The sequence below is a fragment of the Zhengella sedimenti genome, assembly GCF_046506625.1.
GTDB lineage: Bacteria > Pseudomonadota > Alphaproteobacteria > Rhizobiales > Rhizobiaceae > Zhengella > Zhengella sedimenti.
The window spans coordinates 198899-225516 of record NZ_JBKFFP010000006.1 but is presented as its reverse complement, the minus strand read 5'-3'; the positions used below and the strand labels follow the sequence as shown (position 1 = coordinate 225516).

General features: G+C 65.6%; 23 protein-coding genes. 5 read left to right on the top strand and 18 right to left on the bottom strand.

All coding sequences use genetic code 11. The features are described 5' to 3' along the window. Positions 1-74: 74 nt before the first annotated feature. Entirely contained in the window at positions 75-1508 is a 1434-nt protein-coding gene (locus ACLB6G_RS16890) for a tetratricopeptide repeat protein (protein ID WP_410357379.1), read from the bottom strand. Positions 1509-1601: 93 nt separating this feature from the next. On the opposite strand from ACLB6G_RS16890, the gene ACLB6G_RS16885 reads away from it, so the two are divergent. The 3 genes from ACLB6G_RS16885 (at position 1602) to ACLB6G_RS16875 (ending at position 4741) form a co-directional block, all read left to right on the top strand. Beyond that, positions 1602-2396, top strand: coding sequence for an SH3 domain-containing protein (locus ACLB6G_RS16885; RefSeq protein WP_410357378.1), 795 nt, complete (start codon positions 1602-1604; stop codon positions 2394-2396). Between the two features lie 538 nt (positions 2397-2934). Beyond that, positions 2935-4320, top strand: coding sequence for an aspartate aminotransferase family protein (locus ACLB6G_RS16880; protein WP_410357377.1), 1386 nt, complete (start codon positions 2935-2937; stop codon positions 4318-4320). A gap of 106 nt (positions 4321-4426) precedes the next feature. After that, positions 4427-4741 carry a hypothetical protein gene (locus tag ACLB6G_RS16875; protein ID WP_410357376.1) on the top strand — a complete coding sequence of 105 codons (315 nt, stop codon included), beginning with the start codon at positions 4427-4429 and terminating at the stop codon, positions 4739-4741. Positions 4742-4753: 12 nt separating this feature from the next. Here the strand turns inward: ACLB6G_RS16875 and ACLB6G_RS16870 are convergent, their stop codons facing one another. The 6 genes from ACLB6G_RS16870 to ACLB6G_RS16845 all read right to left on the bottom strand — a co-directional run bounded on the left by ACLB6G_RS16870 (position 4754) and on the right by ACLB6G_RS16845 (position 12373). After that, positions 4754-6868 carry an HlyD family efflux transporter periplasmic adaptor subunit gene (locus ACLB6G_RS16870; protein WP_410357375.1) on the bottom strand — a complete coding sequence of 705 codons (2115 nt, stop codon included), beginning with the start codon at positions 6866-6868 and terminating at the stop codon, positions 4754-4756. A gap of 4 nt (positions 6869-6872) precedes the next feature. Then, entirely contained in the window at positions 6873-8162 is a 1290-nt protein-coding gene (locus ACLB6G_RS16865) for an efflux RND transporter periplasmic adaptor subunit (protein ID WP_410357374.1), read from the bottom strand. A gap of 151 nt (positions 8163-8313) precedes the next feature. Then, the gene (locus ACLB6G_RS16860) at positions 8314-9027 is read right to left on the bottom strand and encodes an efflux RND transporter periplasmic adaptor subunit (RefSeq protein ID WP_410357373.1); all 714 of its coding nucleotides are present in this window, start codon (positions 9025-9027) and stop codon (positions 8314-8316) included. 373 nt (positions 9028-9400) lie between these two features. After that, positions 9401-10285, bottom strand: a complete 885-nt coding sequence (mmsB, locus tag ACLB6G_RS16855) for a 3-hydroxyisobutyrate dehydrogenase (protein ID WP_410357372.1) — start codon at positions 10283-10285, stop codon at positions 9401-9403. Between the two features lie 31 nt (positions 10286-10316). Further along, on the bottom strand, positions 10317-11483 hold the full coding sequence (locus ACLB6G_RS16850) for an isobutyryl-CoA dehydrogenase (protein ID WP_410357371.1): 1167 nt from the start codon (positions 11481-11483) through the stop codon (positions 10317-10319). A gap of 107 nt (positions 11484-11590) precedes the next feature. Beyond that, a complete protein-coding gene (locus ACLB6G_RS16845) occupies positions 11591-12373 on the bottom strand; it encodes a TSUP family transporter (protein ID WP_410357370.1) in 783 nt (260 codons plus the stop codon). A 130-nt stretch (positions 12374-12503) separates the two neighbouring features. Between ACLB6G_RS16845 and ACLB6G_RS16840 the strand changes: the two genes are divergently transcribed. After that, positions 12504-12920: a tellurite resistance TerB family protein gene (locus ACLB6G_RS16840; protein ID WP_410357369.1), complete on the top strand. Its 417-nt coding sequence runs from the start codon at positions 12504-12506 to the stop codon at positions 12918-12920. 2 nt (positions 12921-12922) lie between these two features. On the opposite strand, the gene ACLB6G_RS16835 is transcribed toward ACLB6G_RS16840, so the two are convergent. From ACLB6G_RS16835 to ACLB6G_RS16815, 5 genes are all read right to left on the bottom strand, one after another. Continuing rightward, positions 12923-14566, bottom strand: coding sequence for an ABC transporter ATP-binding protein (locus tag ACLB6G_RS16835; RefSeq protein ID WP_410357368.1), 1644 nt, complete (start codon positions 14564-14566; stop codon positions 12923-12925). A gap of 5 nt (positions 14567-14571) precedes the next feature. Then, positions 14572-15441 carry an ABC transporter permease gene (locus tag ACLB6G_RS16830; protein WP_410357367.1) on the bottom strand — a complete coding sequence of 290 codons (870 nt, stop codon included), beginning with the start codon at positions 15439-15441 and terminating at the stop codon, positions 14572-14574. Further along, positions 15441-16385 carry an ABC transporter permease gene (locus ACLB6G_RS16825; protein WP_410357366.1) on the bottom strand — a complete coding sequence of 315 codons (945 nt, stop codon included), beginning with the start codon at positions 16383-16385 and terminating at the stop codon, positions 15441-15443. Before ACLB6G_RS16825 ends, ACLB6G_RS16830 begins: the two co-directional genes overlap by 1 nt. An 88-nt stretch (positions 16386-16473) precedes the next feature. After that, positions 16474-17958 (bottom strand): ABC transporter substrate-binding protein, encoded by a 1485-nt coding sequence (locus tag ACLB6G_RS16820; RefSeq protein WP_410357365.1) that lies wholly within the window; start codon positions 17956-17958, stop codon positions 16474-16476. Positions 17959-18063: 105 nt separating this feature from the next. Next, complete coding sequence (locus ACLB6G_RS16815) at positions 18064-19362, bottom strand: acetylornithine deacetylase/succinyl-diaminopimelate desuccinylase family protein (RefSeq protein WP_410357364.1); 1299 nt, start codon at positions 19360-19362, stop codon at positions 18064-18066. Between the two features lie 203 nt (positions 19363-19565). Between ACLB6G_RS16815 and ACLB6G_RS16810 the strand changes: the two genes are divergently transcribed. Continuing rightward, positions 19566-19997 (top strand): L,D-transpeptidase, encoded by a 432-nt coding sequence (locus tag ACLB6G_RS16810; RefSeq protein ID WP_410357363.1) that lies wholly within the window; start codon positions 19566-19568, stop codon positions 19995-19997. Between the two features lie 54 nt (positions 19998-20051). On the opposite strand, the gene ACLB6G_RS16805 is transcribed toward ACLB6G_RS16810, so the two are convergent. From ACLB6G_RS16805 to ACLB6G_RS16780, 6 genes are all read right to left on the bottom strand, one after another. Beyond that, positions 20052-21434 (bottom strand): phosphomannose isomerase type II C-terminal cupin domain, encoded by a 1383-nt coding sequence (locus ACLB6G_RS16805; protein WP_410357362.1) that lies wholly within the window; start codon positions 21432-21434, stop codon positions 20052-20054. 165 nt (positions 21435-21599) lie between these two features. Then, positions 21600-22547 carry a lipid A biosynthesis lauroyl acyltransferase gene (locus ACLB6G_RS16800; RefSeq protein WP_410357361.1) on the bottom strand — a complete coding sequence of 316 codons (948 nt, stop codon included), beginning with the start codon at positions 22545-22547 and terminating at the stop codon, positions 21600-21602. Between the two features lie 22 nt (positions 22548-22569). After that, positions 22570-23598, bottom strand: coding sequence for a zinc-binding dehydrogenase (locus tag ACLB6G_RS16795; RefSeq protein ID WP_410357360.1), 1029 nt, complete (start codon positions 23596-23598; stop codon positions 22570-22572). Between the two features lie 118 nt (positions 23599-23716). After that, positions 23717-24991, bottom strand: coding sequence for a beta-ketoacyl-ACP synthase (locus ACLB6G_RS16790; protein WP_410357359.1), 1275 nt, complete (start codon positions 24989-24991; stop codon positions 23717-23719). A gap of 13 nt (positions 24992-25004) precedes the next feature. Next, a complete protein-coding gene (locus tag ACLB6G_RS16785) occupies positions 25005-26174 on the bottom strand; it encodes a beta-ketoacyl-ACP synthase (RefSeq protein ID WP_410357358.1) in 1170 nt (389 codons plus the stop codon). 19 nt (positions 26175-26193) lie between these two features. Then, a complete protein-coding gene (locus ACLB6G_RS16780; protein WP_410357357.1) occupies positions 26194-26475 on the bottom strand; it encodes an acyl carrier protein in 282 nt (93 codons plus the stop codon). Between the last annotated feature and the right edge of the window lie 143 nt (positions 26476-26618).

Below are 26618 nucleotides of genomic sequence, written 5' to 3'. Positions count from 1 at the left end.
TCCTGAATAGGGGAAAAGGTCATAACCACATAAAGAAGTCTTTATGTCATTGCAAGCGCCGCCGGGCGTCCATGTCAGGCATAGCGTCGCGCTTCCGCCTCGCAGGCTTCCTCTTGGAGGCCGAGACGGCGATAGGTGGCGGCCAGCATCCGGTTGAGCGGTATGCCGCAGGGATCGTAGATGCGGCGCATTTCCATCATCTGCTGTGCCTGGACCAGGTTACCGGCCTTGCGGTGGGCATCGAGCAGGATCTGTTCGAAGAGGTCGCGCTGGGCGTGGCTGCCACCGGCCTCGGCCATGCGGGGCAGGGCAAGGCTCATCAGGCGTGCCGCTTCTGCGTGGCGCCCTTCGAGATGCGCCATGATGGCGCGTGCGGCGGGAAGGGCCACGTCACGCCACACGGCCGCGTCGAAACCGTTCGCGCCGGCGGCACGGTCCTCGATGGCCTGCATCAGATGGGCAGCTTCCCCGAGGCCTGCGCGCTTGAGACCGTAAAGGTATTGCAGGGTCAGGAAGGCGTTGACCGTATCGCCATGGCGGACCCTGAGCCAGCCGGCGAGTTCGGACCAGCGCCCGCCGACATCCATGCCCGCCATCTCCATGCGTGCCAGCAGCGAGACCGCGCCGATCTGGTCCTGGCTGTATGCCTTCTCCATGGACCAGCAATGCGCGTCATACATGGAGAGAACGGCGTCCTCGTCGCCCATGGAAAGGGCGAACAGGGCGCGGTGCCACCAGTTGTGCGTATACATGAAGGAGTTCAGCCCGTTCCAGTGTGGCGCGGCACGGTCCAGGAAGCGGGCGCCTTCCGGCACACGGCCCTGGGTAAGCATGACATGGGCGAGCGCGTGGTGTGCCCATGGCTCCGTTTCATCGATTTCCAGCGCCCTGTTCGCGGCCGCCTCCGCCTTGTCGAGAAGATGGCATTGCTCGAAGGCGAAAGCCGCCATGGCGTGGAAATGCGCATTGCCGGCATTGCGGCTTTCCACCGCGCGGGCAAGGCGCAGCATGGCGGGGGCGTCGCCCCGGTTGAAGGCGAGATACTGGCCGAGCTTCATGGCGGCGAGGTCGTTCGGCCAGCTGTCTAGATGGGCGGCGATCCTTTCCTCGGCGCGCAACTGGTCGCCCGAGGCCCAGTCGGTGAGGATGGCGTGCAGGCTGCGTTCGCGTTCATTGGCCCGGCCTGACAACGCCGTGCCGGCATGGATGAAACGCTGCGCCTGAGCCGGTGCCTCCGGACTTTCCAGGAACATCCACAAGATCCCGGCATAGGTCTGGGCGAGCGGGCATTCGGGGTCTGCTTCCGCGGCGGCCAGAACGTTCACCGCCCTGGGGTGATAGCCAAGGAAGCCGGCGACGAAATCGCAGATGCCCTGACGGGCCGCCGGGCTTGCGTTGCTGAGCGGATTTCCAAGCGGATCGAGCATGGCGTTTCTCCTTCGCGCGGCGACGATGGCAAAGGGCGCGGCGGGCGTAAAGGCCGATTGCCCCGTGACTGCCCGATTCATTCCGTGGTCCCGCCATATTCCTGTGCGACCCGAAGGACGGTGCATGAAAAGAAAAATCAGACATGCCGCCCCAAGGGCGCAGGGAGTAGCATGATGAGCGAATTCGCCGGAAACTGGGCGAAGCAACGTCTTGAGCAGGAGCAGCGGTCGCAGACAGCCGGATTCGGTCTGGCCGGTTTCGTCGCGACGGGCGCCGTTCTGGCGGTCCTGGCCGGTTTCGGCGCCATTGCCGTGGTTGCCGGCGGCAGCCCGAAGGGCAGCGGCACCGTGGTGACGGCCGCGTCACCGGCCAAGGCGGCGATGCCGGCCCCGGTTGCGGATGCCGGTGCTGCGGCCGGCAAAACGGCGGGCGGGGAGACACACGCCAACAGTCTGACGCCTGGGCGTGTTTCCGCTGCCGGGGCGCTGGCGATGGCCCAGGCGGAAAGCCAGGCGATGGCTCCGGCGCCGGTTCGCACATACAAGGTGGCGACTGACGGCAGGGTCATGAAGGACGACTATTCCGCTCTTGCCGCCGACGACCCGCGATGGGCACAAGACGCCGGCTCTTCCGCGACGAAAGGCAAGCAGGCGCTGGCGAGGCTGCTGCTCGAGAATGAAGGCGCTCCGGAGGCAAGCCGCGACAATCCGCTGACTTCGGCCATTGCGCCGGTGGAGCGGCGGTTGGAGTCCACTCCACAGGAAGACGTAGCGCCGGCGCGAGCCGGAAAGACGGGTTACGCCAGTCAGCATGTCAACATGCGCGCCGGGCCGAGCAATGGCGCGAAGGTTATCGAGGTCATCCCGGCCAAGGCGCGCGTGACCATTCATGGCTGCAAGGGCTGGTGCGAGATCAGCCACGAAGGGCGCCGGGGTTTCGTCTACAAGAGCTTCATACGGCAGGGCTGAGCCCATCGGGCCCGATTTCGCAAAATGCGAAATCGCGAGGCTTGTCCGCAAGTGCTTTGCAAAATGCATCGGCGTTTTGCGATTTGCAAAGATCGAACGCCCTGTTTCGCGCAGGGAATGCCGGGAATGCGGCGTTTTCGATCTGGCACAATGATTGCTCAGTCATTTTTGTCGCATAGGACGGCCCGGCAGCCGGGCAATCAGGACCGGGGGCGGACTGGTTGTTGATGCGGCGAATGAGCTGCCGGGAAGTGTATCGGGTGTGCGGGCCCGAGGGGGCCGGCCGGCGGATGAGTGGGGCAATTCATCCGCCGGCCATTTCTTCATCGCTGTCCCGTCCGGTTCCTTCGATTTCCGTTTGCAATTGTGGGGTTGCTCCGCAATCATGGGATCATGAAGCCGAACCCGTCGCCACGGACACTCCATGCCGAACTGCTGCGCCTTTGTGCGCGCATCGGCTATTCGCCGCCGCTGACCCCCTGATTGACAAACCGCTTCATTTTCTTATCCGCCTGATTCAATCGGCAGGGGCAAGTCCATGACCTATCAGAATTATTCTCTGCAGCAGCTGCAGGCCATCGATGCCGCGCATCACCTCCACCCGTTCACCGACCACAAGGATCTGCGCACGGCGGGAAGCCGCATGATCGTGCGTGCCGATGGTGCCTTCATCCATGACAGCGAGGGAAACGCCATCCTCGACGGCATGGCCGGGCTGTGGTGCGTCAATGTCGGCTACGGGCGGGACGAACTCGCCGACGCTGCCTATGCGCAGATGAAGGAACTGCCCTACTACAATTCCTTTTTCCGCTGCACCACGCCGACGCCGGTTCTTCTGTCGCAGAAACTTTCCGAGATCGCGCCGCCGAATGTCGGCCAGGTCTTCTACGGATCGTCCGGATCGGAATCCAACGACACGGCGTTGCGTCTTGTCCGTCATTACTGGGCGCTGGAAGGCAAGCCAGAGAAACAGATCATCATTTCGCGCCAGACCGCCTATCACGGTTCGACCGTGGCGGGTACGTCGCTGGGCGGCATGAGCGCCATGCATGCGCAACTGGGTGCGCCGGTGCCGGGTATCGTCCACGTCATGCCCCCCTATGCGTTCGAGTTGAAGCAGCCGGGCGAAAGCGACCATGATTTCGGTCTGCGGGCGGCCCGCGCGGTCGAGGAGGCCATTCTCGAACATGGTGCCGACAAGGTGGCCGCGTTCATCGGCGAGCCGGTCATGGGCGCGGGCGGGGTGAAGATCGCGCCCGACAGTTACTGGCCGGAAGTCCAGCGGATCTGCCGCAAGCATGACATCCTGCTGATGCTCGACGAGGTGATCACCGGATACGGAAGGACCGGCAACTGGTTCGCCGCGCAGACCTACGGTCTCGAACCGGACACGATCACCACGGCCAAGGCGCTGACATCGGGTTACCAGCCGCTCTCGGCATTGCTGGTCGGGGACCGGATCTCGCGGACGCTGGTGGAGAAGGGTGGCGAGTTCTTCCACGGCTATACCTATTCCGGACACCCCGTCGCCTGCGCCGTCGCGCTGAAAAACCTGGAGATCATCGAGCGGGAAGGGCTGATCGACCGCGTGCGGGAAGAGACCGGACCCTATCTTGCCAGCCAGTTGGCAGAACGCGTCGCGCCGCACGGCATCGTCGGCGAAACACGCTCCATCGGCCTGATGGCCGCCATCGAGATCGTGAAGGACAAGGACAGCCGCGAGCGGTTTCCCGGTGGCGGCGCCGCGGGCGTCGCCGTGCGCGACCACGCCATTGCCAGCGGCATGATGATGCGCGCGGTGGGCGATACCATGATCCTTTCGCCGCCGCTCATCTGGACCCGCGAGACGATCGACATGGCCATCGACCGGATTCTCCTTGCCCTGGATGCCGCCGGGCAGGACCTGCGGAAGAAACCGGCGTGAGGATGGCGGCCATGCGCAAACGGTCCGGCCGATGAGCCCGCACGGACGGGTATCGGGCTATGGCCGGATGTCACGTTCCGGGAGCAGGGAGGCTGGCGGCGGGTCCATGGCTGACCTGCTGCTGGCGCCTTTCGTGGTGGCGATGCGGCTTCCCGTTCTCTATGCAGAGGCGGCGGCGGGGGGACTGGCGCGCGGCGAAACGCACCGGGCGGTCGACGAGAAGATCGCGGCCGGCGCGGAAGGCTTGTGGGCCGCGCAGCTTTCGCTGTGGGAAGCCGCCTTCGAGTTCTGGCCGTCTGTCCTCTCTGGCCGCCATCCGGGCGACCTGATGGCCGATACCATGGCACGGGCATCGCGGGCCGCCTTGCGGCCAACCTCGCGGACCGTGCGCCACAATTTCGACAGGCTGGTCCAGCGCTAGGCGCTGGCGTGGTCAGAAGCCGCTCTCGCGGACGAGCACGGCGGCGATGCGGCGGACAAAACCTGCCGCCAGGCTTTCGCGTGTTGCGTCCAGTGTCACGCTTCCGCGCATCTCGTGGGCAACCGGTTGCCGGTCCAGCGCCGCGAATGCGGCGCCATACCAGCTTCCGGCGATCTCGCCGCTGCCGTCGCGCTCCGTGGGAATGGGCCCGCCATGTTCCGACCCCAGCAAGGCGCCCGGCAGGGCCCTCAAGGGGGTCGGTGAAAGCCCGGTCAGGGTGACGGTCAGGGCCTCGAATTCCGGTTCCCCGGCAACGAACCGGCCGGTCGCGCCGGGCTGCAGGCGATGCACATCCTCTTCGGAGATGGCCGCGACCAGCGAGGCCGCCGAAGGAGCCGCGATCACCGCCAGCCGGGTCGACGGCGATATCCAGAGTCCGGTGTGCAGGTCCGGCAGCGCATTGGCGATGCGCCCGGCAATCGGCGCGCGGATTACGAGCGCCGATTCCAGTGATTCTAGGCTGGCGATTTCGCTTTGCGCCGACGCCAGTTCGTTCTCGATGACGCCGCGTTCGGAACGGTCGCGCATGTCGGCGGTCATCCGCGCCAGGCGCGCGCTGGCCAGCGCGCGCCGGGCTTCGGCGACACGCTTGCGATAGGCAAGGTCCGGCGCTTCGAGCCGGTAGAGCAATTGTCCCTGGCTGACGGACGCGCCATCGGTGGCGAGAACCTCGACGAGACGGGCTTTTGCCGGTGCATGGACGGCATAGGTAGGCGCGGCGCGCAGCAGTGCCGGCGCGCGCACCGAACCCTGCCATGGCAGAAAGAGGACGAGGAGAAGCCCGCCCGCCACCAACACGGTGCGAAACATCGTCCGGTTGAGCGCGAATCGCTTGCGCTCGCCCCACCAGGTCGCGATCTCCCGATAGACGGGCATGGCGATGAAGATTCCGATTTCCACGAGGAAGAGGGCGATGCCGATGACCTTCACCGTCATGTGGTAGACGAGGAGCGCGATGCCCGCGAACAGGAAAAAGCGGTAGATCCAGGTCGCCCAGGCGTGGATGATGATGAACCGCCGGACAGATGGGCGCAACGTTTCAGGCGGCGGTTCGCCCCAGCCGAAGAGAAGTTCGCGCATCCGCCAGCGGGCGAGCGCGAAGCCGCGCTGTTGGAGGTTGCGGAAGTCCATGATGTCTGCGAGCAGGTAGTAGCCGTCGAAGCGCATCAGCGGGTTCAGGTTGACCGCGAGCGACGTGACCCATGAGAGCGTGGCTGCGGCGAAGACGACGCCCCTCAGCGGGCCGTCGGGAAGCAGCGCCCAGAGCAGGGTACACCAGGCGGCGATGACCAGTTCGGTAAAGATGCCGGCCGCGTCGATCATGACGCGCTTGCGTGCCGGCAGGCGCCAGGCGCTCGTCGTGTCCGTGTAGAGGATCGGAAAAAGCACGATGAAGGCCACGCCGATGGTGGGAACCGGGACGTTGTAGCGCCGTGCCATGAAGGCATGGCCGAGTTCGTGCAGGGACTTGATGACGGCCAGGCTCGCGCCGTAGATGATGACGCCCTCGAGGCTGAGGAAATCCACGAAGGTGTGAACGAAGACATCCCATTGCCGGGATGCCAGCCAGAGCCCGGCGAGCGCCACCAGCGCGGTGAAAAGCGCGAAGGTGCGCGTGAAAAGCGGCGCGACGACCGGCCAGGCGCGATCGAGGAAGGTTTGCGGCCGGAGAAGGGGCACGCGGAAGAAGATGTAGGCGTGCGCGGCACTCGACAGGATGCCACGGCGGCCGCGCCTTGCGGCCTCGGCCAGGATTTTCCAGTCTCCGGCGGCGGGACAGGCCAGTTCGTTGGCTTTCAAGAAACGGATCATGCCCTCGATATCCTCCGGAGCCAGCACGTGGCCGGTCCGTTCGGTGTATTGGCGAAGCGTTGCGGCAGCGGGGCCGGCGCACCATGCCGACAGAAGATCGAAAGCAGGGCGGGAAAGGCGGAAAAAGCGTTGCCGGACAGGATCCTCTATCAGCCAGGCCCGTGCTCCGGTCGCATCGCCGGGCGCCTCGTGGAAAAGGAGATCCGAGCGCAAGCGGGGCAGGTCAGGCCCGTCTGGAACCGTGGCCGCGGTCATCCCGTCAAATTCCGAATCTCTGCCGCAACAGGGCGATGGGACGGCGGAACAGGTAATAGCCCAGCGAGACGCGCGGTCCGTAGATCTGCGCGGTTCCCCTCAGTCCCGGCCGCAGGGGAACCGCGCCGTCTTCGATCGCGGCGAGAACCGGATAGACGAGACGGTTGTCGGGTGTGGGTTCGGCCAGATAGGCGGCGGTTTCCACCTTCGCCAAGACGGGTGCCAGGGGGGCGGCATCGAGGAAGAGACGCAGGCTGCCGTCCCCGTCGAGCGCCACGGTATCGCCGATGGCAAGTTCGATCCGCAACCGGAGGCGGTTCGGATCGGCGATGCGCATGATCCGCTCGCCCGTGGAAACGGGTTTGCCGGTCCAGTCGTCCCGGTTGGAATAGAGCACGATTCCCGCCGCGGGCGCCCGGATCCGGGTCCGTTCCAGACGGTCGCGGGCCTCTGCCAGTTCCGCCTCCGCCATGCGGCGCTCGGCCTCGGCGATGGCCAGTTCGCGGCGCATGTCCTGCGAAGCAAACGCACCCTGCCGAGTCCTGCGCTCCCGGGCAGAAGCGATGTCGAGAGCCCGGGCTGCCACGTCGTAGCGACCCCTGGGCTCGGTGTCATCGAACTCTGCCAGCAGTTCACCGGCTGCGACGGACTGGTTGGGATCGACAAGAAGGCGCCGGATCACGCCGTCGACGGGAGCAGCGACCACGAAGGGATCGCGCGGCACGACTTCGGCTGGCGCAAGGACCGTGAGGGGAACGGGAATGAAAAGGGATAGCATGCCGGCCAGCGCCAGCGCCATGGCGATCTGCCGCCGGCGCGCCACAAGAGCCTGGCGGCCGAGGCTGCGCGCGAAGGGCGTGAGTGCGTGGCCATAGGCGGATGCAAGGCGGGCCGCGATCAACTGGTCGGCATCGCCGGGAGCCTTGCTGACAGGGATGGCGAGAACGCCGGCGGTCCTGCCCCCGATGATGCGCAACGGTATTGCCAGCAGGCGTTTCTTCCCGCTTCCCGCCAGCGGTTCGTCGAACGGCAAAACGGCCGGCCTGCCAGCGGCGAGCAGGCCGGCATTGCGGGCGACGGCTGCTTCCAGCGACGCCGCAAGAGGCGATTGTCTGTCCGGACTGGACACGCCGGTGGCATGGCTGAGGACCGGGTGTCCTTTCCATGCGCGCTGGAGAAGCAGGTAGCAGGTTCCGGCAAATCGCAGAATCCGGCCCGTTTCGTCGACGATATACTGGCCCAGTTCCGCTTCGCTCTGCGCTTCGCGCAGGCCGCCTTCGATTTCGAGGAGCAATTCGAGGCGGGATCCTGGCCGCGCCGTCGTCCGTGCCTGGGGTGCCTGTGGGACAGAAGGTCCGGCATGGGCGGCATTGGCCGGCGCTGCACCCGGCGAAGATGGGGATGGCTTCAGGGAAAACGGCTTGCGCACCGGGGCGTTCATGGCTTCACTGCCCGGTCTGCCTGTCGAACAGGGCGTTGCCACTCATGCCGGGGAGGATGACGCCGGCGCCGCTGTCGAGTGTTCCGGTGAGACGGACGGTCTGGCTGACCGCATCCACCTCGGCACCGATCCGTTCGATCCGGCCGCGCACCGACACGCCCGTTTCGTCGACCGTGAAGCCGAATCCGGCACCCGGCTCCAGCCAGCTCAGCCAGCGCGACGGCGCGACGAAATCGATCTCCAGGTTGCTGTCGTCGACGATCACCATCAGCGGCTTGCCGGGTTCGGGGATCTCGTGAACGTCGGCGAACCGTTCGACGATGCGGCCGTCAAACGGCGCCTCGATCCGGCAGCCAGTCATCTTCGCTTCCGCGAGTTCCAGTTCGGCACGGCCTTTTTCCAGTCCGGCCAAGGCCAGATCCACCTCGCCCTTGCCGGCCGCGCCGTGCTTTCGCAAATGCGCTTTCTGGTTGTGTTCGACAGTGGCGGCACGGACAGCGGCGCTCGCGGCACGTTGCTCGGCCTCGAGGCGGCGGCAGTCGAATGCAAGCAGCAGTTCGCCCTTCCTGAAACGCATCCCGTCACGCAAGGGGGCTTCGGCGACCGGAATCGTCAGGTCGGTTGCGATTTCCAGGCGCGCCTTGGAGCGAACCACGCCGCGCAGTTCCTGCATGTCATCGGTTTCGGCGGCCTGCAAAGGGGTTGCAAGCAGGAGCAAGGCCAAAATGGTCTTCCGGGTCTTCGGGAGTTTCATCATATCCCCGCGATTCTGGTTCACGGGGAATCATAGTTGCATAACTGGCAATCATACAACCATAAAGTGATACCGGCATGGCAAAAACCGCGCCCGCCCGTCACCGGGGGAACGCGGCTTTGCCATCCAGTACGCATGGCTCCCGCCCGGAAGATACGCTGGGCCGGGGAACATGCCCGCTCCGGTACGCGATACCTGATCCGGAGCGGCAAGGCGTTTTCGAGCGCCTTGTCGTCCGTTTTAAAGCGCTATCGTTACCGGCTGGTTAGCGAGGACTTAAGCAAATCTAAATCGCGCATTTTTTTGTCTTTTTGGCGTTTACAGGGGTTAACGGACGTCAACCCTTTCCGCCGCGCAGGAAGTTCACGATTCCCGAGAAGTCGGTGTCGCCGTTTCCCTGCGCGTTGAACAGGGTATAGATCTGCGCGGCCTCTGCGCCGAGCGGGGTGGCCGCACCGGTTGACTGGGCGGCCTCCTGGGCCAGGCGCAGGTCCTTGAGCATGAGAGCGGCAGCAAAACCGGGCTTGTAGCCGTTGTTGGCCGGCGAAGACGGCACGGGGCCCGGCACCGGGCAATAGGTGGTAAGCGACCAGCATTGGCCTGACGACGTGGACGCCACGTCGTACAGTGCCTGGTGCGAAAGGCCCAGCTTCTCGGCCAGGGCGAAGGCCTCGCCGACGCCGATCATCGAGATGCCGAGGATCATGTTGTTGCAGATCTTTGCCGCCTGGCCATTGCCGGCGTCGCCGCAATGGACCGCCTTCTTGCCCATCAGCGCCAGATAGGGCTCGGCGCGCTTGAAGGCGGCTTCCGATCCGCCGCACATGAAGGTCAGGGTTGCAGCCTGGGCGCCGCCGACGCCGCCCGATACCGGCGCATCCAGGGATTGCATGCCCGCGGCCTCGGCAATGGCGTGGGCCTTTCGCGCCGAATCCACGTCGATGGTGGAGGAATCGATGAACAAGGCGGCCCGATCGGCCGCTGCCACGATGTCGTTGTAGACCGAAAGCACATGCTTGCCGGCCGGCAGCATGGTGATGATGACATCCGCCTCGCGCACCGCCGCGGCGGCGTTCGCCATGACGGTGACGCCATTGTCGCGCGCCACCTTGAGGTTTTCCGGCACGAGATCGAAGCCCTGAACCTGGTGGCCGCCCTTGACGAGGTTGGCTGCCATGGGATTGCCCATGTTGCCAAGGCCGATGAATGCAATCGTGGTCATGTCTGGTTTCTCCTCCGTCGCGGTTCGCCGGTCAGCGCCCGATCATGTGGCGGGCGACGATCATGCGCATGATCTCGTTGGTGCCTTCAAGGATCTGGTGGACCCGGAGGTCGCGCACCAGTTTCTCCATCCCGTAGTCGTGCAGATAGCCGTAACCGCCGTGGATCTGGAGGGCGTCATTGACGATCTCGAAACCGGCGTCGGTGACGAAGCGCTTGGCCATGGCCGACCACTTGGAGGCATCCGGGGTCTTGCGGTCCAGCTTGGAAGCGGCGGTGTAGAGCAGTTGCCGGGCGGCCGAAAGCTCGATCTCCATGTCGGCCAGCTTGAACTGGAGCGACTGGAACTGGTTGATCGCCTTGCCGAAAGCCTGGCGTTCGGCGGCATATTGCACCGCCTTCTCGATGGCCGACGTGGCGCCGCCGAGCGAGCAGGCGGCGATGTTGAGCCGGCCGCCATCCAGCCCCGCCATGGCGATGCGGAAGCCCATGCCCTCGTCGGACAGGCGGTTTTCCACCGGCACGCGGCAATTGTCGAAGATCACCTGGGCAGTGGGCTGCATGTGCCAGCCCATCTTGTTTTCCGGCGCGCCGAAGGACAGGCCCGGCGTGTCCTTTTCCACCACGATGGTGGAAATGCCGGACGGGCCGTCGCCGCCGGTGCGCACCATGACGACATAGACGTCGTTGGCGCCGGCGCCCGAAATGAACTGCTTGGCGCCGTTGAGCACGTAGTGGTCGCCGTCGCGCACGGCCTTCGTCTTGAGTGCCGCCGCGTCGGAGCCCGAACCCGGTTCGGTCAGGCAGTATCCGGCGAGGAGTTCCATGGACGTCAGCTTCGGCAGGAAGCGCTGGCGCTGCTCCTCGTTGCCGAAGCGGTCGATCATCCAGGCCGCCATGTTGTGAATGGAAATGAAGGACGAAAAGGCGGGGCAGGCAGTGGACAGCGCCTCGAAGACCAGAACGGCATCGAGACGGGACAGGGCGGAGCCGCCGACATCCTCACGCACGTAGATACCGCCGAAGCCGAGCGGGCCGGTCTCGCGGATCACGTCATCGGGAAAGTGGCGCGCCTTGTCCCATTCCAGCGCGTGCGGCGCCACGCGGTCTTCGGCAAAGGAGCGGGCCATGTCCTGAATGGCGCGCTGGTCCTCGTTCAACTCGAACTGGCCCGCGCTCATGTCGACGCTTGCATCCATGTCATCCTCCCCGTCATCAGGTTCCTCTCATGCAATCTAGACCAAGCTGGGGGCGGCGCAACATGCTCCACATGTACACATTCGCCGCACAGCCGATGTGCGCCGGCTCATGGAAGGAGCGCGCGCAGCGGATTGTCGGGATCCATGACGAGCCGGATCGCCAATATGGTGCAACTCACCACGAGCAGCGGCTTGATGAGGCGCGCACCGTTCCGCATGGCGAAATGGGCGCCGAGGCGGGCGCCGGCAAACTGCATCACGCCCATGACGAGACCGGCCTTCCAGGCGATAACGCCGACGGCGGCGAAGGCTGCGAAGGCGCCGATGTTGGAGGCGAAATTCATCACCTTGGTGTGGGCGGTGGCCTTCAGCACACCATAGCCGGCCAGCCCGACATAGGCCAGCATGAAGAAGGAACCGGTGCCGGGGCCGAACACGCCGTCATAGAACCCGATCAGCGGCACGGCGGTGAGCGAGAACAGGAACGGGCCGATGCGCTCGGCCCGGTCGATATCGGAGAGCGACGGCTTGAAGGCGAAGTAGAGGGCGATGGTGACGAGAAGGACCGGAAGGACGGCCTTGAGCACCGTATCCGGGAGCACGGTGGCAAGCATGGCGCCAGCCACGGCGCCGAGGCACGAGGCCAGGGCCGCGGGCAATTGCCGGCGCAGGTGGACATGGCCCTTCGCCGCATAGGCGAGCGTCGCGGAGCCGGAACCGAACAGGCTTTGCAGCTTGTTCGTGCCAAGCGCCACGACCGGGTCGAAGCCGGCCAGCAGGAGGGCAGGGACTGTGATCAGGCCGCCGCCGCCGGCGATGGCATCGATGAAGCCGGCCAGGAAGGCGGCGAGTGCGAGAAGGGCTGCGATTTCGAGCGAGAGTTCGATCATGGGGACTTCCAGGCCGCGATGTGCGGGGCGCGGCGGTTTGCAGCATGGCGAACGATCTTGCGCAAGCGAAATCAGCGGCTACCATCGGGGCCGGGATGACGATCAAGCCCTTTGGAGGGGAAGGCCTGCCATGGCACCGAGCATCATTGACAGACTGGTGACGTTTTTCGAGGGCGACCCGGCGGTCCGCAAAGTGGCTCACGACCCGACGATCACGGCCGAACTGCTTCTTCTGTTCCGTGTCGCGCTGGCCGACGGCAAGGTGGAAGAGGCCGAGATGGACATGCTCAAGCGCATTGCCGAGGAGGCGTTCGGCATCGGGCCGGAAAGTTTCCCCGACGTGGTGCGCTACCTGCACGAATACGGCTACGAGACGACCGGCCGGCAGGCGGCGGAAGTGTTCCAGGCCATGTCCTACGAGCGCAAGAAGGCGCTGGTGGAACACATGGAAGCCATTGCGCGATCCGATCACGACCTCGACGAACGGGAGGCCGGCGTGATCCGCCGGACCATCGAGAAGCTCAACGAGAACCCCGGCGCCGCCTGAGGTCAGGCCCGTTCAAGCCTGCGCGCGATTGCCCGTTCCAGGTCCGGCGCGGCGTCGACCAGCGCGCGTGTGGCCTCGTGTACGGGGCTCGACAGGACATCGGCGGTGCGACCGCGCTCGACGATCCGGCCGTCATGCATGACCATGACCTCGTCGGTGATGGCGCGGGCCACCGTCAGGTCATGGGTGATGAACAGGTAGGCGAGTTTCAGCTTGTCGTTCAATTCGGCGAACAGGTCGAGGATCTGGGCGCGGATGGACACGTCCAGTGCCGAAACGGGCTCATCGGCGACGATCAGGTCGGGCCGGGTGATGAGGGCACGGGCAATGGAGATGCGCTGGCGCTGGCCGCCGGAGAATTCGTGCGGGTAGCGGTCCATGCTGTCGGGCGGCATGTGAACCTCGTCGAGCGCCTCGGCCACGCGCTCGCGCCTCTCGCTGCGCGATGGCTGGCGGTCCATGAGATGCAGTGGCTCGGCGACGAGGCGCTCCACCTTGTGGCGCGGATTGAAGGAGCCATAGGGGTCCTGGAAGACCACCTGCATGCGGCGGCGGAAAGGCCGCAGGGCCTCGCCTTCCAGATGCGACAGGTCCTGGCCGGCAAGGCGGATTGCGCCCCCGGTCGGGTGATCGAGTGCCAGGATCATGCGCGCAAGCGTTGACTTGCCGCAACCCGAGCGCCCCACCAGCGCGACCGAATGACCCGGCTCCATGGCGAAGGAGACGTCATCGACAGCGCGGAACGGTTCGGCCTTGCGAAACAGCGAGGTCCGCCGGCCGGGATAGTCCTTCTTCACGTTCTCCACGGCCAGCAGGGGCGCAGACCCGTGCCCGGTCTCGCGGGCGCGGGGAAGGGCTGCGGCCCGGACCGCGGGAACGTGCATGGAGGCTTCGGCCAGTTGCCTTGTATAGGGATGGGCCTGGCGTTGCAGCGTGGTGGCGGTCTCGCCCTGCTCCATCACCTGGCCTTGGCGCATGACGGTGATGCGGTCGGCCATGTCGGCGACGACGGCGAGGTCGTGACTGATCAGCAGCAGGCCCATCCTGTTTTCGGCCACGAGGTCACGCAACAGGTCGAGGATCTGTGCCTGGAGCACCACGTCGAGCGCCGTGGTCGGTTCGTCGGCGATGAGCAGGCGGGGCTTCAGCGCGCAGGCAATGGCGATGACTACGCGCTGGCGCTGCCCGCCGGACAGTTCGTGGGGAAAACGCGACGGGGGAAACTTCGCCTGCGGCAGGCCGACGCGGTCGAGCATGGCGCGGGTGCGCTCCTCTGCCTCGGCGCGGGAGCAGCGCGTGTGCCAGCGAATGCCCTCGGCCACCTGCTCGCCGATGGTCTTCACAGGGTTGAGCGCGGTCATCGGCTCCTGGAACACCATGCCGATGTCATCGCCGCGCAGGGCACACATCCGGTCCTCGGTTTGCGTGAGCAGGTCCTGGCCGTCGAAAAGGATGCGCCCCGACGTGGCCGCGGCGTGGGGCAGGAGGCGCATGATGGCCAGCGCCGTCATGGACTTGCCGGAGCCGGATTCGCCGACCAGGCCCAGCACCTCGCCCTCGCCGATGCGCATGTCGACATGGGTCAGGATCGGCGTTTCGCCGATGGAGAGCGACAGGTTCTCGATATGCAGGAGGCTGCCCGCCATGGCGCTCAGCGCTCCCGCCGCGTTTTCGGGTCGAGCAGGTCGCGCAGGCCGTCCCCCAGCAGGTTCAGCCCAAGCACGGTGATGACGATGGCGAGGCCCGGGAAGATCGCCATGTGCGGCGCGACGATCATCCGGGTCTGCGCCTCGAAAAGCATGCGTCCCCAGCTTGGCATGGGCGGTTGGGCGCCGAAGCCGACATAGGACAGGCCCGCCTCGGCCAGGATGCCGAGCGCGAACTGGATCGTGCCCTGCACCAGCAGGATGGAGGCGATGTTGGGCAGGATGTGCTCGATGGTGATCTGGGTGGCGTTCTTGCCGGATGCGCGCGCCGCCAGGATGTATTCGCGCGGCCAGATGGACAGTGCGCCGGCACGGGCGACACGGGCGAAGACGGGGATGTTGAAGATGCCGATGGCGATGATGGCATTGATGGCGCCGGGGCCGAAGATGGCGGTGATCATGACCGCCGAAAGCAGCGCGGGAAAGGCGAAGACCACGTCGTTGAAGCGCATCAGCGCTTCGTCCACCCAGCCGCGCCGTGCCGCCGCCCAGCAGCCGAGCGGCACGCCGATCCCCATGCCGATGGCCACGGCGACGAAGGCGACGGCAATCGAGTTGCGGCTGCCGACCATGATCATGGAGAAGATGTCGCGGCCGAAATGGTCGGTGCCGAACAGATGCCCGTCACCGGGCGGCGACATGCGGTTCGTCACCGGCAGGTTGGTCACGTCATAGGGCGTCCAGAGAAAGGAAACCGCCGCCATCAGTGCGATCAGGGCGGTGATGACAAGGCCAAGCACGAAGGAGCGGTTGGCGAGCGCCTTCGCGGCGAAGGCGCGCCAGCTTTCGGTCTCGCGGGTCGACACGGCGCTCATCACCGGGACCTCAGGCGCGGATCGACGGCGGCATAGGATAGGTCGACCAGCAGGTTGACGAGGATGACGGAGGCGACCAGCAGCATGATGACGCTTTCCACGACGATCAGGTCGCGCTGCGTGATGGCCTGAAAGAGGAGGCGGCCGAGACCCGGCAGGTAGAACACGTTCTCGATGATGATCGTGCCGGCCAGAAGGAAGGCAAACTGCAGGCCCATGATGGTCAGGACGGGAATGAGCGCGTTGCGAAGCGCGTGGCGCCAGAGCACGCGCGAGCGCGGCAGGCCCTTGGCGCGAGCGGTGCGGATATAATCTTCGCCGAGCACCTCGATCAGGGCCGAGCGCGTGACGCGGGCGAGGATTGCCGCCTGGGGCAGGGCGAGCGCGACTGCCGGCAGGAGCAGCGCCTTGATGCCTGGCCAGATGCCGTTGCCCCAGCCGGGGAAGCCGCCGGCGGGGACCAGGCGCAGCCAGACGGCGAAGACATAGACGAGCAGCAGGGCAAGCCAGAAATTGGGAATGGCCACGCCCACCTGCGCCAGGCCCATGGTGGCGGTGTCGGCGGCGCGGCCGCGCCGTGCGGCGGCGAACAGGCCGGCGGGGATGGCGATGGCTGTCGAAAGCGCCAGGGCCATGACCGCGAGTGGCAGCGATACGACCAGGCGTTCTGCGACGAGGTCGATCACTGGCACCGAATAGGTGAGCGAACGGCCGAAATCGCCTGTTGCGAAGTTGGCAAGCCACGTGACATAGCGTGTCAGCAGCGGCTGGTTCAGCCCCATCTGCTCGCGCAGGGCCTGCACCGCGTCCTCGGTCGCATTCATGCCGAGCATGAGTCGCGCCGGATCGCCGGGCACGACCTCGAGAACGGCGAAGACGACCACGGAGGCGAACAGCAGCGTGAGAATGCCTATGAAAAGGCGTTTGAGCAGATAGGCGGTCAATGGCCCTTACCCTTGCCCTCGGGCAGGCTGGACGTGGCAGGCGGGAGACGGCCGCCGCAGGTCACGGCGGCCATCAATTCAGGGGCGATCAATCCACCCACTTCACCTTGGTCAGGTCATTGGCCTGGATGGGCGAATTCTCCCACAGGCCCTCGACCTTGGCATCCCAGACGCCGATCTTGGGCAGTTCGAAAAGGAAGCCGTTGACGGCATCCTCGGCGAGGATGGTCTGCGCGGTCTTCAGCAGTTCGGAACGCTTTTCCGGATCGGCGGTCACATCCAGTTCGGCCATGACCTTCTTGAATTCCGGATTGTCGTAGTTGAAGTAGTAGTCGTCGCGGGCATAGATGCCGATGTCGTTGGGCTCGGTATGCGACACGATGGTCAGGTCGTAGTCCTTGCCCTTGAAGACCTGCTCCAGCCACTGCGCCCATTCCACCGGAATGATTTCCAGCTCGATGCCGACTTCCTTGAGTTGCGACGCGATGATCTGGCCGCCATCGCGGGCATAGGGCGGCGGCGGCAGCTTGATCGTCGCCTTGAAGCCGTTTTCAAGGCCGGCTTCCTTGAGCAGTTCCTTCGCCTTGGCGATGTCGTGGGGATACATGCCGGTCAGGTCGACGTAATCCTTGTTGGCGGGCGAGAAATGGGTGCCGATCGGCACGCCGTTGCCACCGGCCGAAGCGCCCGCGATGATCGCCTGCCGGTCGAGCGCATGGGCGATCGCCTGGCGGACCTTGAGGTTGTCGAAGGGCGGCTTCTTGTTGTTGGTGGAGAGGATCGTTTCACCCTCCGTGGCGCCGATGACGACGGCAAAGCGCGGATCGGCCTGGACCTGGGGCAGGGCATCGCCGGCCGGGAACTGCGGGAAGGCCTGGACGTCGCCCGACAGCAGTGCCGGGACGGCGGCGGCGGCATCCGGCACGATGCGGAACTCGGCCTTTTCGAGCGAAACGGGCTCGCCCCAGTAGTCCGGGTTCTTCACGATGGTGATGGAGGAGCCCTTGGCCCAGTTCTGGAACCTGAACGGTCCGGTGCCGACCGGGTTTTCCTTGTTCGTCTCCGCCGATTCCGGCGCCACGATCACGGCGTCGCCCCAGCCCATGTTGTAGAGGAAGGCGCCCTGCGGCTGCTTGAGGGTGACCCTGACGGTGGCCGGGTCGACAGCCTCGACGGTGTCGATGGCCGAAAACAGGCCTTTCTGCGCATTGGTGGAATCTTCCGCGCGGGCCCGGTCGAGCGAGAACTTGACGTCCTCGGCATTGAACTCGGTGCCGTCGTGGAACTTCACGCCCGTGCGGAGCTTGAAGGTATAGGTCTTGCCGTCCCCGGAGATTTCCCAGCTTTCGGCAAGGGCCGGCATGACCTGACCGTCCGGCCCGATGCGGGTGAGCCCCTCGAAGACGTTGGCATAGACCACTTCATCGACAGCGGCGGCAGCCGAGCCGGTCGGGTCGAGATGCGGCGGCTCCAGGACGATTCCCAGAACGAGATCGCTGCGCGCGGCGAAGGCGGATACACCGCTGGCAAGCACGAGCAAGCCGGCTGCCAGGACTGATTTCACGTTTCTCATCGAAGACCTCACCTGTTTCCCCATCTGTTTTTTCGCGGCCGGCGGACCGGCCTTGCGGCGGAGTAAATCAGCAATATCGCGGCTTGTCAGCAGGATTTGCCACTGTCAGTCCGTTTCGGACCGGCTTGCCGGGAAGAGCAGGCGCGCCAGGCCCAACGCCATGACGGTGGCCGATTCGGCCATGTCGTCGATGCCGACCCATTCGTCGGGCTTGTGCGCCAGGTCCAGGATGCCCGGACCGTAGGCGATGGCATCGTGCAGGTGGCCGATGCGGGCCATGTGCTTCTGGTCATAGGTGCCCGGCGAGATGACGTAGTCGGGCTCCCTGCCGAAGACCTCGCGCACGGCCTGCGTCACGGCCTGCACGACCGGGGCGTCCTTGTCGGTCATCAGCGGCATCACTTCCATGATGTCGCGAATGGAGAAATCGAACTTCGGCCGCTCGCGCTTGAGGCGTTCCAGGATGGAGACGACCTCCCGCTTGACCTCGGCGATGTCCTCTTCGAGCAGGAACCTGCGGTCGATGGTCAGGCGGCAACTGTCCGGCACGTTGGGCGAGGGCAGGCCGGAATAGTCGTCGGTCTGGCCGCCGTGGATGGAGTTGATGTTCATGGTCGAGCGGCGCGCCCCTTCCGGGACGACGGGCATCCGGGTCTGCTTGCGGTCGAGCGCCGGGAACAGGTCGTCCTCGAAGGCGGAAAGCACCGCGCCCATGTGGCGCACCGCGCAATCGCCCAGGAACGGCATCGACCCATGGGCGATTTCTCCCTTGGTCTCGATCTCTGCCCACCACACGCCGCGGTGGCCAAGGCAGATCCGGTCCTTGTTGAGCGGTTCGGGAATGATGACGTGATCGACGCGCGGGCTCGAAAAATAGCCCTTTTGCGCCAGGTATGCGACGCCGCCGAAGCCGCCTGATTCCTCATCCACCGTACCGGAAATCTCGATGGCGCCCGGATGATCCGGAAACAGCGCCAGGAAGGCATCGACCGCGATGATTGACGCGGCAAGGCCGCCCTTCATGTCACAGGCGCCCCGCCCGTAGACGCGGCCATCCTTCACCACGCCCTCGAACGGGTCGACGGTCCAGCCGTGGCCGGCCTCGACCACGTCGATATGCGAGTTGAAGTGCACGACCGGCCCGGGCCGCCCGCCCTCGCGGCGCGCGACCACATTGACGCGCGGATATGTGTCGTTGTCGCCCGGCGTTCCCTCGCCACGGACATATTCGACCTGAAAGCCCCGCGCGGCCATCTGCGCGCCGACGAACTCGGCACACGGTCTGTAGGCCTCGCCCGGCGGGTTGACGGTGGGAAAGCGGATGAGGTCGCGGGTCAGCGCGACAAGTTCGTCGCGGCGCTTCCCGACTTCGGCTGCAAGCCTGTTTTTCAGCGTCTCTGTCATGGCGCGATATGAGCGCGGGTTTGCCGGTTTGGCAAGCCGGGTTGACGCGCCTGAGCGCGCCACCCCGCTCCATCCCTGCCATGCGCCCGCAGCGGCAGCCCGGTAACCATGACAGCAAGTCACGCCGACGTGTAGTGAATATCACAGAAAATTGCAGTAATGTCATGTAGGGTGACGGCATGCTTGTTGAGAGGGTAGTTTCCATGCGTAAATTCACGGTGATATTTGCTGCGGCGATCATGTTGATCATGGGCGGGACCGCATCTTCGTTCGCGGCCAGCCTGGTGGCGCACATCGATGTTTCCGCGCAGACGATGACGGTGAAGAAACATGGCCGCGTCGTTGGACGCTGGAAGGTTTCCACCGCACGGAAGGGTTACTACACCCCGCGGGGCACCTACCGGCCGACGCGGATGCACAAGATGTGGTATTCGCGCAAATACGACATGTCGCCGATGCCGCATTCCATCTTCTTTCGCGGCGGCTACGCCATTCATGGCACCGGCGCGGTGAAGAACCTCGGCCGGCCGGCGTCGCATGGCTGCGTGCGCCTGGCGCCGAAAAATGCCGCCATGCTCTATTCGATGGCCAAGGAAGTCGGTCCCCGCAACGTCCGGATCGTCATCACCAACTGAGCCTGAAATGGCGCTTGCCCCGCGGGCCGGCCGGGCCGGTCCGCCGGTCCAGGGTCAAACGATCTCGGTGGAAAGCGGCCGCAGCTTGGCCGTGCGGATGCGGTCGTCGTCCTCGAGATAGGCACCGATCCGGCATTCATAGACGATCAGCGGTTCCGGGCCGGTGTTGCGCAATGTGTGAATTGCGCCGGCCGGTATCGTGACATGATCGCCGGCATTCATCCGTTCGATCCTGTGATCGATCGTGGCCATCGCATGGCCCGAACTGATCGACCAGGTCTCCATGCGCCGCAAGTGACATTCCGGCGGAAGGGACATGCCCGGCGAAACTTCGAGCCGCAGGATCCTGATCCCGTATTCCTCTTCCACCAGTTGCTCATTGCCCCATATGCGCAGCGCCGAACCGGGAGAACGGGGCATGTCGCATGACCCGGGCCTGGGGTAGAACCGGGCGGCGTCAGCCTCGAATCCTTCCGCGCAGATGAAGATGCCCGCCGGCCCCTGGATGACGCGATGGGCCGGCAGGCCGGAAATGCCGATACGGATGGGCGGCAGGGTATCGTCGGCCGCCGGTTCCATGTCGCGCCACCCGCCCAGCGTGCGCATCTGTTCGCCGGCGGCGTTGAGGATCAGGTCATTTGGATGACCGGCGAGCAGATCGGTTACGCCGTGACTGGCCACCAGGGAGAGGAATCCCGGATGCGGCCGGACCAGGGCGCCGCTGCGGTCGGCGTGCTGCAAGGCGCTGGCAGCCGATTTCAGCAGCATCGGCGCAGCCTGCTGGAGTGCCTCGATCAGACCATGGCTGTGGCAGACGACCGGGCCTGTCGGGACATGGAGGTCGTTTGCCGCAAGCGCGGTGTCGCGGGCCTCGCCGTCAGCGGATGACAGGATCGTCTGGACATGATGCATGCGGCCGGCGAACAGCGCGCCCCGGACATAGGCAGGGCCGGTATCGGCGGCGCCGGCATGGCGTGTGAAGATCATGGCCACCTTGTCCGGCGGCATGAGGGCGGCGTTCTCGGCGAGAATTCCCGCAGGCGAGGCACCACCCTCCACCTGCAGGCTGGCCGGGATGAACACGGCGCGGGAGCGGCGCCGGCGCATGGCGATCTCCAGTATTGCCAGGGTTGCCGCCGTTCCGTTCCGCGTATCCGATGGCACCACGAGCACCTGCATACCGCGATCGCGCCAGCTTGCCGTCTGTTCGGTCGCCGAGCGCAATGCAAGCTCGCCGACCATGAGAATGGGCGCGCCGAAGCGAGGATCCTCAAGGAACTGCTCCAGCAGCCGTTCAACCGGAGACTGGGTGTTTCCGGAGCGACGGAAACACCACGGGCGCTCAGGGGTTGAACGCGGCCAGAATCCGGCAAGCGGATTGGACGCCATGATGACAGGTACCGGCTTCGCATCGGATTTCGGGAACATCTCCAGCATGTGAATTACTCCAGGTAGCATTCCTGTAGTATACAACTATAAATGGTTTATGCCAGATGAATGCACCAGCCTTCCGGCGGCGGAAAGCGTTCACTCGGGGGTGGGGATAACCGGATGGTGCGCGGCAATGTCCGCCCGACGGTCCGGGGGTGCGCGAGGACGTCGCTACGTCTTGCGCCGCCGGGCCTTGGGGGAGGCTTTCCAGCGCTTGTGGAACCACATCCACTGGCCGGGGTCCTGGCGTATCCAGTCCTCGACAATGGTTGTCACCTGCTGGGTCACGCCATGGACGTCGATGCGCCCCTGGCTGTCGCGAACGGGATCGATGGCGTCGAACAAGGTGAGGTGAAACCGGCCACCCGGCAGACGGATGCAGCGCGCGGGATGGATGGCGCAATCGAACTGGCGGGCCAGCTTGCCGAGCAGCGGGCTCGTGGAGGCTTCACGGCCAAAGAAGTCGACCATCCGGCCGCGAATGAAGAACTGGTCAACCAGCATTCCCGCCTTGCCGCCGTTCTCCAGAACGCGGGCAAGCGCGAAAGCCGCACCGGCACGGGAAGGCACGAGCGCGCCCATCGCGGTATGGCGCGCGGCCATGAGGCGTTCGGCCAGATAGGGATTGTTGGGCGGCCGGAACAGGGCTGTCACCTCCAGCCCGTAGGTCATGGCGGCGACCGGCAGGAGTTCGAAATTTCCCATGTGCGCGGTGAAGAAGATCGCCGGCCTGCCGGTCTCGGCGCGCAGTTTCTCGAATACCTCCGCGCCATCGATCGTGACGCGTCCGACATGGGGATTGCCGGGGTCGAAGTCGAGGATCTGGTCGAGAAAGACATATTCGCCCATCAGCCGGCCCATGTTTCCCCACATGTCGCGGGCGATGGCTTCAAGCGCGGCCTCATCCTTTTCCGGGAAGGCATGGCGCAGATTGTCCATCGCCACACTGTGACGCCCGGAGAGCGGGCCGAAGCGCCGCGAAAGCCCTTCCAGCATGGCGAGGGAACGTTCCGCGGGCAGCAGCTTGATGAGCCACAGCAAGGTCAGTGCAAGGCGTGCGACGATCCAGTATTCGACGAATTTCAGGCGGCGCAGGACACGGTAGACAAGCCTTTTCATGATGGGCGCCCCCCGGACCCGTTCATGATACCCGCAGGATGATCTTGCCGAACACGTCGCGGGTTTCCATGCGCTTGAGCGCCACGTCGATATCCTCGAAGCCGCATTCGGTATCGATGACCGGTTCCACAAGTCCGCGCGCCATCTTCTGCATGGCGTCGGCCATGTTTTCCATGCGGCAGCCGAAGGAGCCGAAGACCTTCAACTGCTGCTGGAAAAGCTGCATCAGGTTCATGGTGGTGGAGACGCCGGAGGTGGAGCCGCAGGTGACGAGGCGGCCGCCGCGCTTCAGGCACAGCATGGAGCCGGCCCAGGTGTCGGCGCCGACATGCTCGAACACCACGTCCACGCCCTTCTTCTTCGTCAGTTTGCGGACGACGCCCTCGAAACGGTCCTTACGGTAATTGATGACGTGATCGGCGCCCAGCGCCCTTGCCGGTTCGATCTTGGCGTCCGATCCGACCGTGGTGATCACCGTGCAGCCCATGCGCCTGGCAAGCTGGATCGCAGCCGTTCCGATGCCGGATCCGCCGGCATGGACGAGGATGGTCTCGCCGGGCTCCAGCTTCGCATTGTCGAAGAGCATGTGCTCGACGGTGCCGAAGGTGACGGGCGCCAGCGCCGCGCCGACATCCGAGACTCCGTGCGGGGCTGGCACCAGCAGGCGGGCCGGGATGTTCATCCGTTCCTGGGCGAAGCCGTCGAGGTGGAAGCCGTGCACGCCGCTGACATGCTCGCACAGATTGTCGCGGCCTTCGCGGCAGGGGCGGCAATGGCCGCAGGTGCGCGCGCCATAGACCGAGACGAGTTGTCCGGGGAGCACATTGGCGACGCCGGGGCCGATGGCCTCGACCTCGCCGGAGGCTTCCGCGCCGATCACCAGCGGCATCTTGCGCTTGGCAAAGGCCATGCCACGCCAGCCCCAGACATCGATATGGTTCAGCGCGACGACCTTGACGCGAATGGTCGCTTCGCCCGGGCCGGGCGGCGGCGGGGCGGGCAGGTCGACGATTTCGAGCTTGCGGTCTTCGATGAGTTGCAATGCGCGCATGGAAACGTTCCGCCTGATGCGGCCGTCGCGGCCACTTGGTCTCATGTCCGGCCCGGCGTGGACGCGCCATGCGGCGCAACCGGCCGCAGCCGTGGTGAAAGGGCAATGTGAGGGGCGTCTAGACCGGTTCGCGCGCCATGACAAGGCAGGTGTTCTGCCCGCCGAAGCCGAAGGAATTGGACAGGACCGTCGAGACGTCGGCACTGCGCCCGGTATTGGGCACGCAATCGACGGGGATCGCCGGGTCGGGATTGTCGTGATTGATCGTCGGCGGCAGGAAGCCTTCCTGCATGGTGATGATCGAGAACGCCGCCTCGATGGCGCCGGCGGCCGAGAGCGTATGGCCGATCATCGACTTGTTGGACGAAACCGGTATGGAGCCCATCGTATCGCCGAACACGGACGAAAGCGCCAGATATTCCATCTTGTCGTTTTCCGGCGTCGAGGTGCCGTGGGCATTGATGTAATCGACCGGGGTGTCGCCCATTCCCGCGTCCTCCATCGCCGCGCGCACCGCGCCGATGGCGGGCGAGGCATCGGGCTTGGAACGGGTGCGGTGGAAATCGTCGGCCTTCTCGCCGCAACCGCTGACGATGCCGAGCACCCCGGCACCGCGCGCAAGGGCGCTTTCGAGCGATTCCAGGACCAGTGTGGCCGAGCCTTCGGCCAGCACGAAGCCGTCGCGATCCTTCGAGAAGGGCTTTGACGCCTTTTCGGGCGGGTCGTTCTGGGTGGACAGGGCCGAAAGCAGGGAGAAGCGGATCAGGGCCTCCGCCGTTGCGGAGCCGTCCGAACCGATGGCGAGGGCCCGGTCGGCCTCGCCGCGCCGGATCGCCTCAACGCCGCACTGGATGGCGGTTGCCCCGGACGCGCAGGCGGTGGAAAGCGTCACCGGCAGGCCGCGCGTGCCGAAGCGGTCGGCGAGGCGGTTTGCAATGGTGCCGAACATGGCGCGCGAAAACAGGTCGGGGTGGCGGGCGGCGCGGGCGGCGGCCAGCATGCGCTGGTAGGGCGTGCCTTCGGTCCCGCCCAGTTCGGCAAGCTCGAAGCGGTGGCGCCATTCGGTCTCGACGGGTGGCGCGGCCAGGAACAGCGGCCCGGCGAAATCGTCCTGCGGTAGGCCGGCCTGCGTAATGGCTTCCAGGGCCGTGGTTTCCGCCATTTCGTGGGTTAGGGGGCCGGGGCCGTCGCTGGAGGAGGCCAGGAAATCTACCATCCCGGAGATGCGCGTGCGCAGGCCGTCGGTCGGAAAACGGGTAATCGCCCGGATGCCGGAGCGGCCGGAGGCCAGCGCCTGCCAGTTCTCCGCCCGCCCCACGCCGAGCGACGTGATGATGCCGATGCCGGTGACGGCAACGACCGGACGGCCCAGATGATCGGTGAACTTCCTCATGGCACCCTTTCCGTCAGGCCCGTCGGACCGAAACCATGCCTTCGCCCGATGCGAAGCCGATGGCCGTGGCGAGGATTTCGTCCTGGGGTTCGTCCAGCGGCGGTTCGCCCTCGGCAAAAGGCCTGACGGCAATACCGGCATCCAGCGCCAGGGCGGCAAGCGCAATGGCGAAGGGGAACTGGGCTTCCTTGAAATGGCCGGTCAGGCTGGAAAACCCGCGCAGCGCCAGGCCGGAAAGCGCGGCGGCTTCCGCGCCGGTGACGTCGGGCTCGCCCGACGCGGCCGAGATCGCCAGGCGGGCGCCGGGTGCCGCTTCCTTCGCCATGGCGGCGATGGCCGCGACAAGGACGTCGCGGCCGCGGCGCGCGCGCCCGGCCTTCACGTCGCCGAGTTCGGCATAGACATGGGCCCCGCGCCTTTCGGCGTGTTCACGGGCCTCGATGACAAGAAACACGCCGCCCGATCCGGTAACGATACCCCCGCCCTCGGCGCCGTCACGGTTCCAGACCGGCGCCCAGGGCGCGCGATGCAGGTATCCGCCCAGTTCATAGGCAAGGAGCATGTCGGGATGTTCGCAATTGTAGGAACCGCCGACAAGGACGTGGGTGGACTGCCCGGCGCGGATGCGGGCGACCGCGGTATCGACGGCGGAGACGCCCGCGCTTTCCTCGCCCATGAAGGTGCGGGACGAACCTGTCACCTTGTGGACGATGGAGATGTTGCCTGCCAGCAGGTTGGAAAGCTGTGCCAGGAACAGTGTCGGGCGCAACTCGGTCGTCAGTTTCTCGTTGAGAAGCACCTCGCGGTCCGTCCGCTCGGCAGCGGCTTCCAGGATCAGCGAATCGGCTGCCTCGTCACGCTCGCCGCCGCCGGCGGCAACGATCATGTCCATCGAGGCGCAGAGCGCTTCGTCACCCTTCATGCCGGCGTCATCGAGCGCAAGCCCGGCGGCATAGGTGCCAATGCGCTGCCAGGTCTCCATCTGGCGCTGGTCGCCACGCTTCGGGATCTGCTGGCCCCAGTCGATCTCCGGCAACGGATGGACCGAATAGGGGGCGAAGGTGCCGGCTTCCAGGATCGGCGCCCGCGGGCCGGCGGTCAGGGCCGCGCGGTGGGCATCCTTGCCTTCGCCGAGGCAGGAGACGATGCCGATGCCGGTGATGACTGCGTCGCGGGCGCTCATGACGGGCGGTCGTGTCCGTTCAGGCCGACTTCGCGGCAACCAGCGAATCGATCTTGGCGCAGAGGTTCTTCATGACGAAGTACTCGTCGGTCGACGCCTTGCCGTCATTGACTTCCTGCGTCCAGGTCTCCAGCGGGATCTTGATGCCGAACTCCTTGTCGATGGCGAAAACGATGTCCAGGAAATCGAGGCTGTCGATGCCCAGATCGTCGATCGTGTGGCTTTCCGGCGTTATCGTGTCGCGCTCGATCTCGCTCGTTTCGGCGATGATGTCGGCGACCTTGTCGAAAGTGGATGACACGGAAAAAGTCCTCTTGATGGATTCTCAGTTCTTCGAGGCGTGGCATTAAACGGTTTTTCGCGCCGGGAAAAGGGCAAAGCCTCAAATCGCGGGCGGTGGCCGACCTGGCCTGCCGCCAGCGTGCTTGCCAGCGGTGGTTGGCG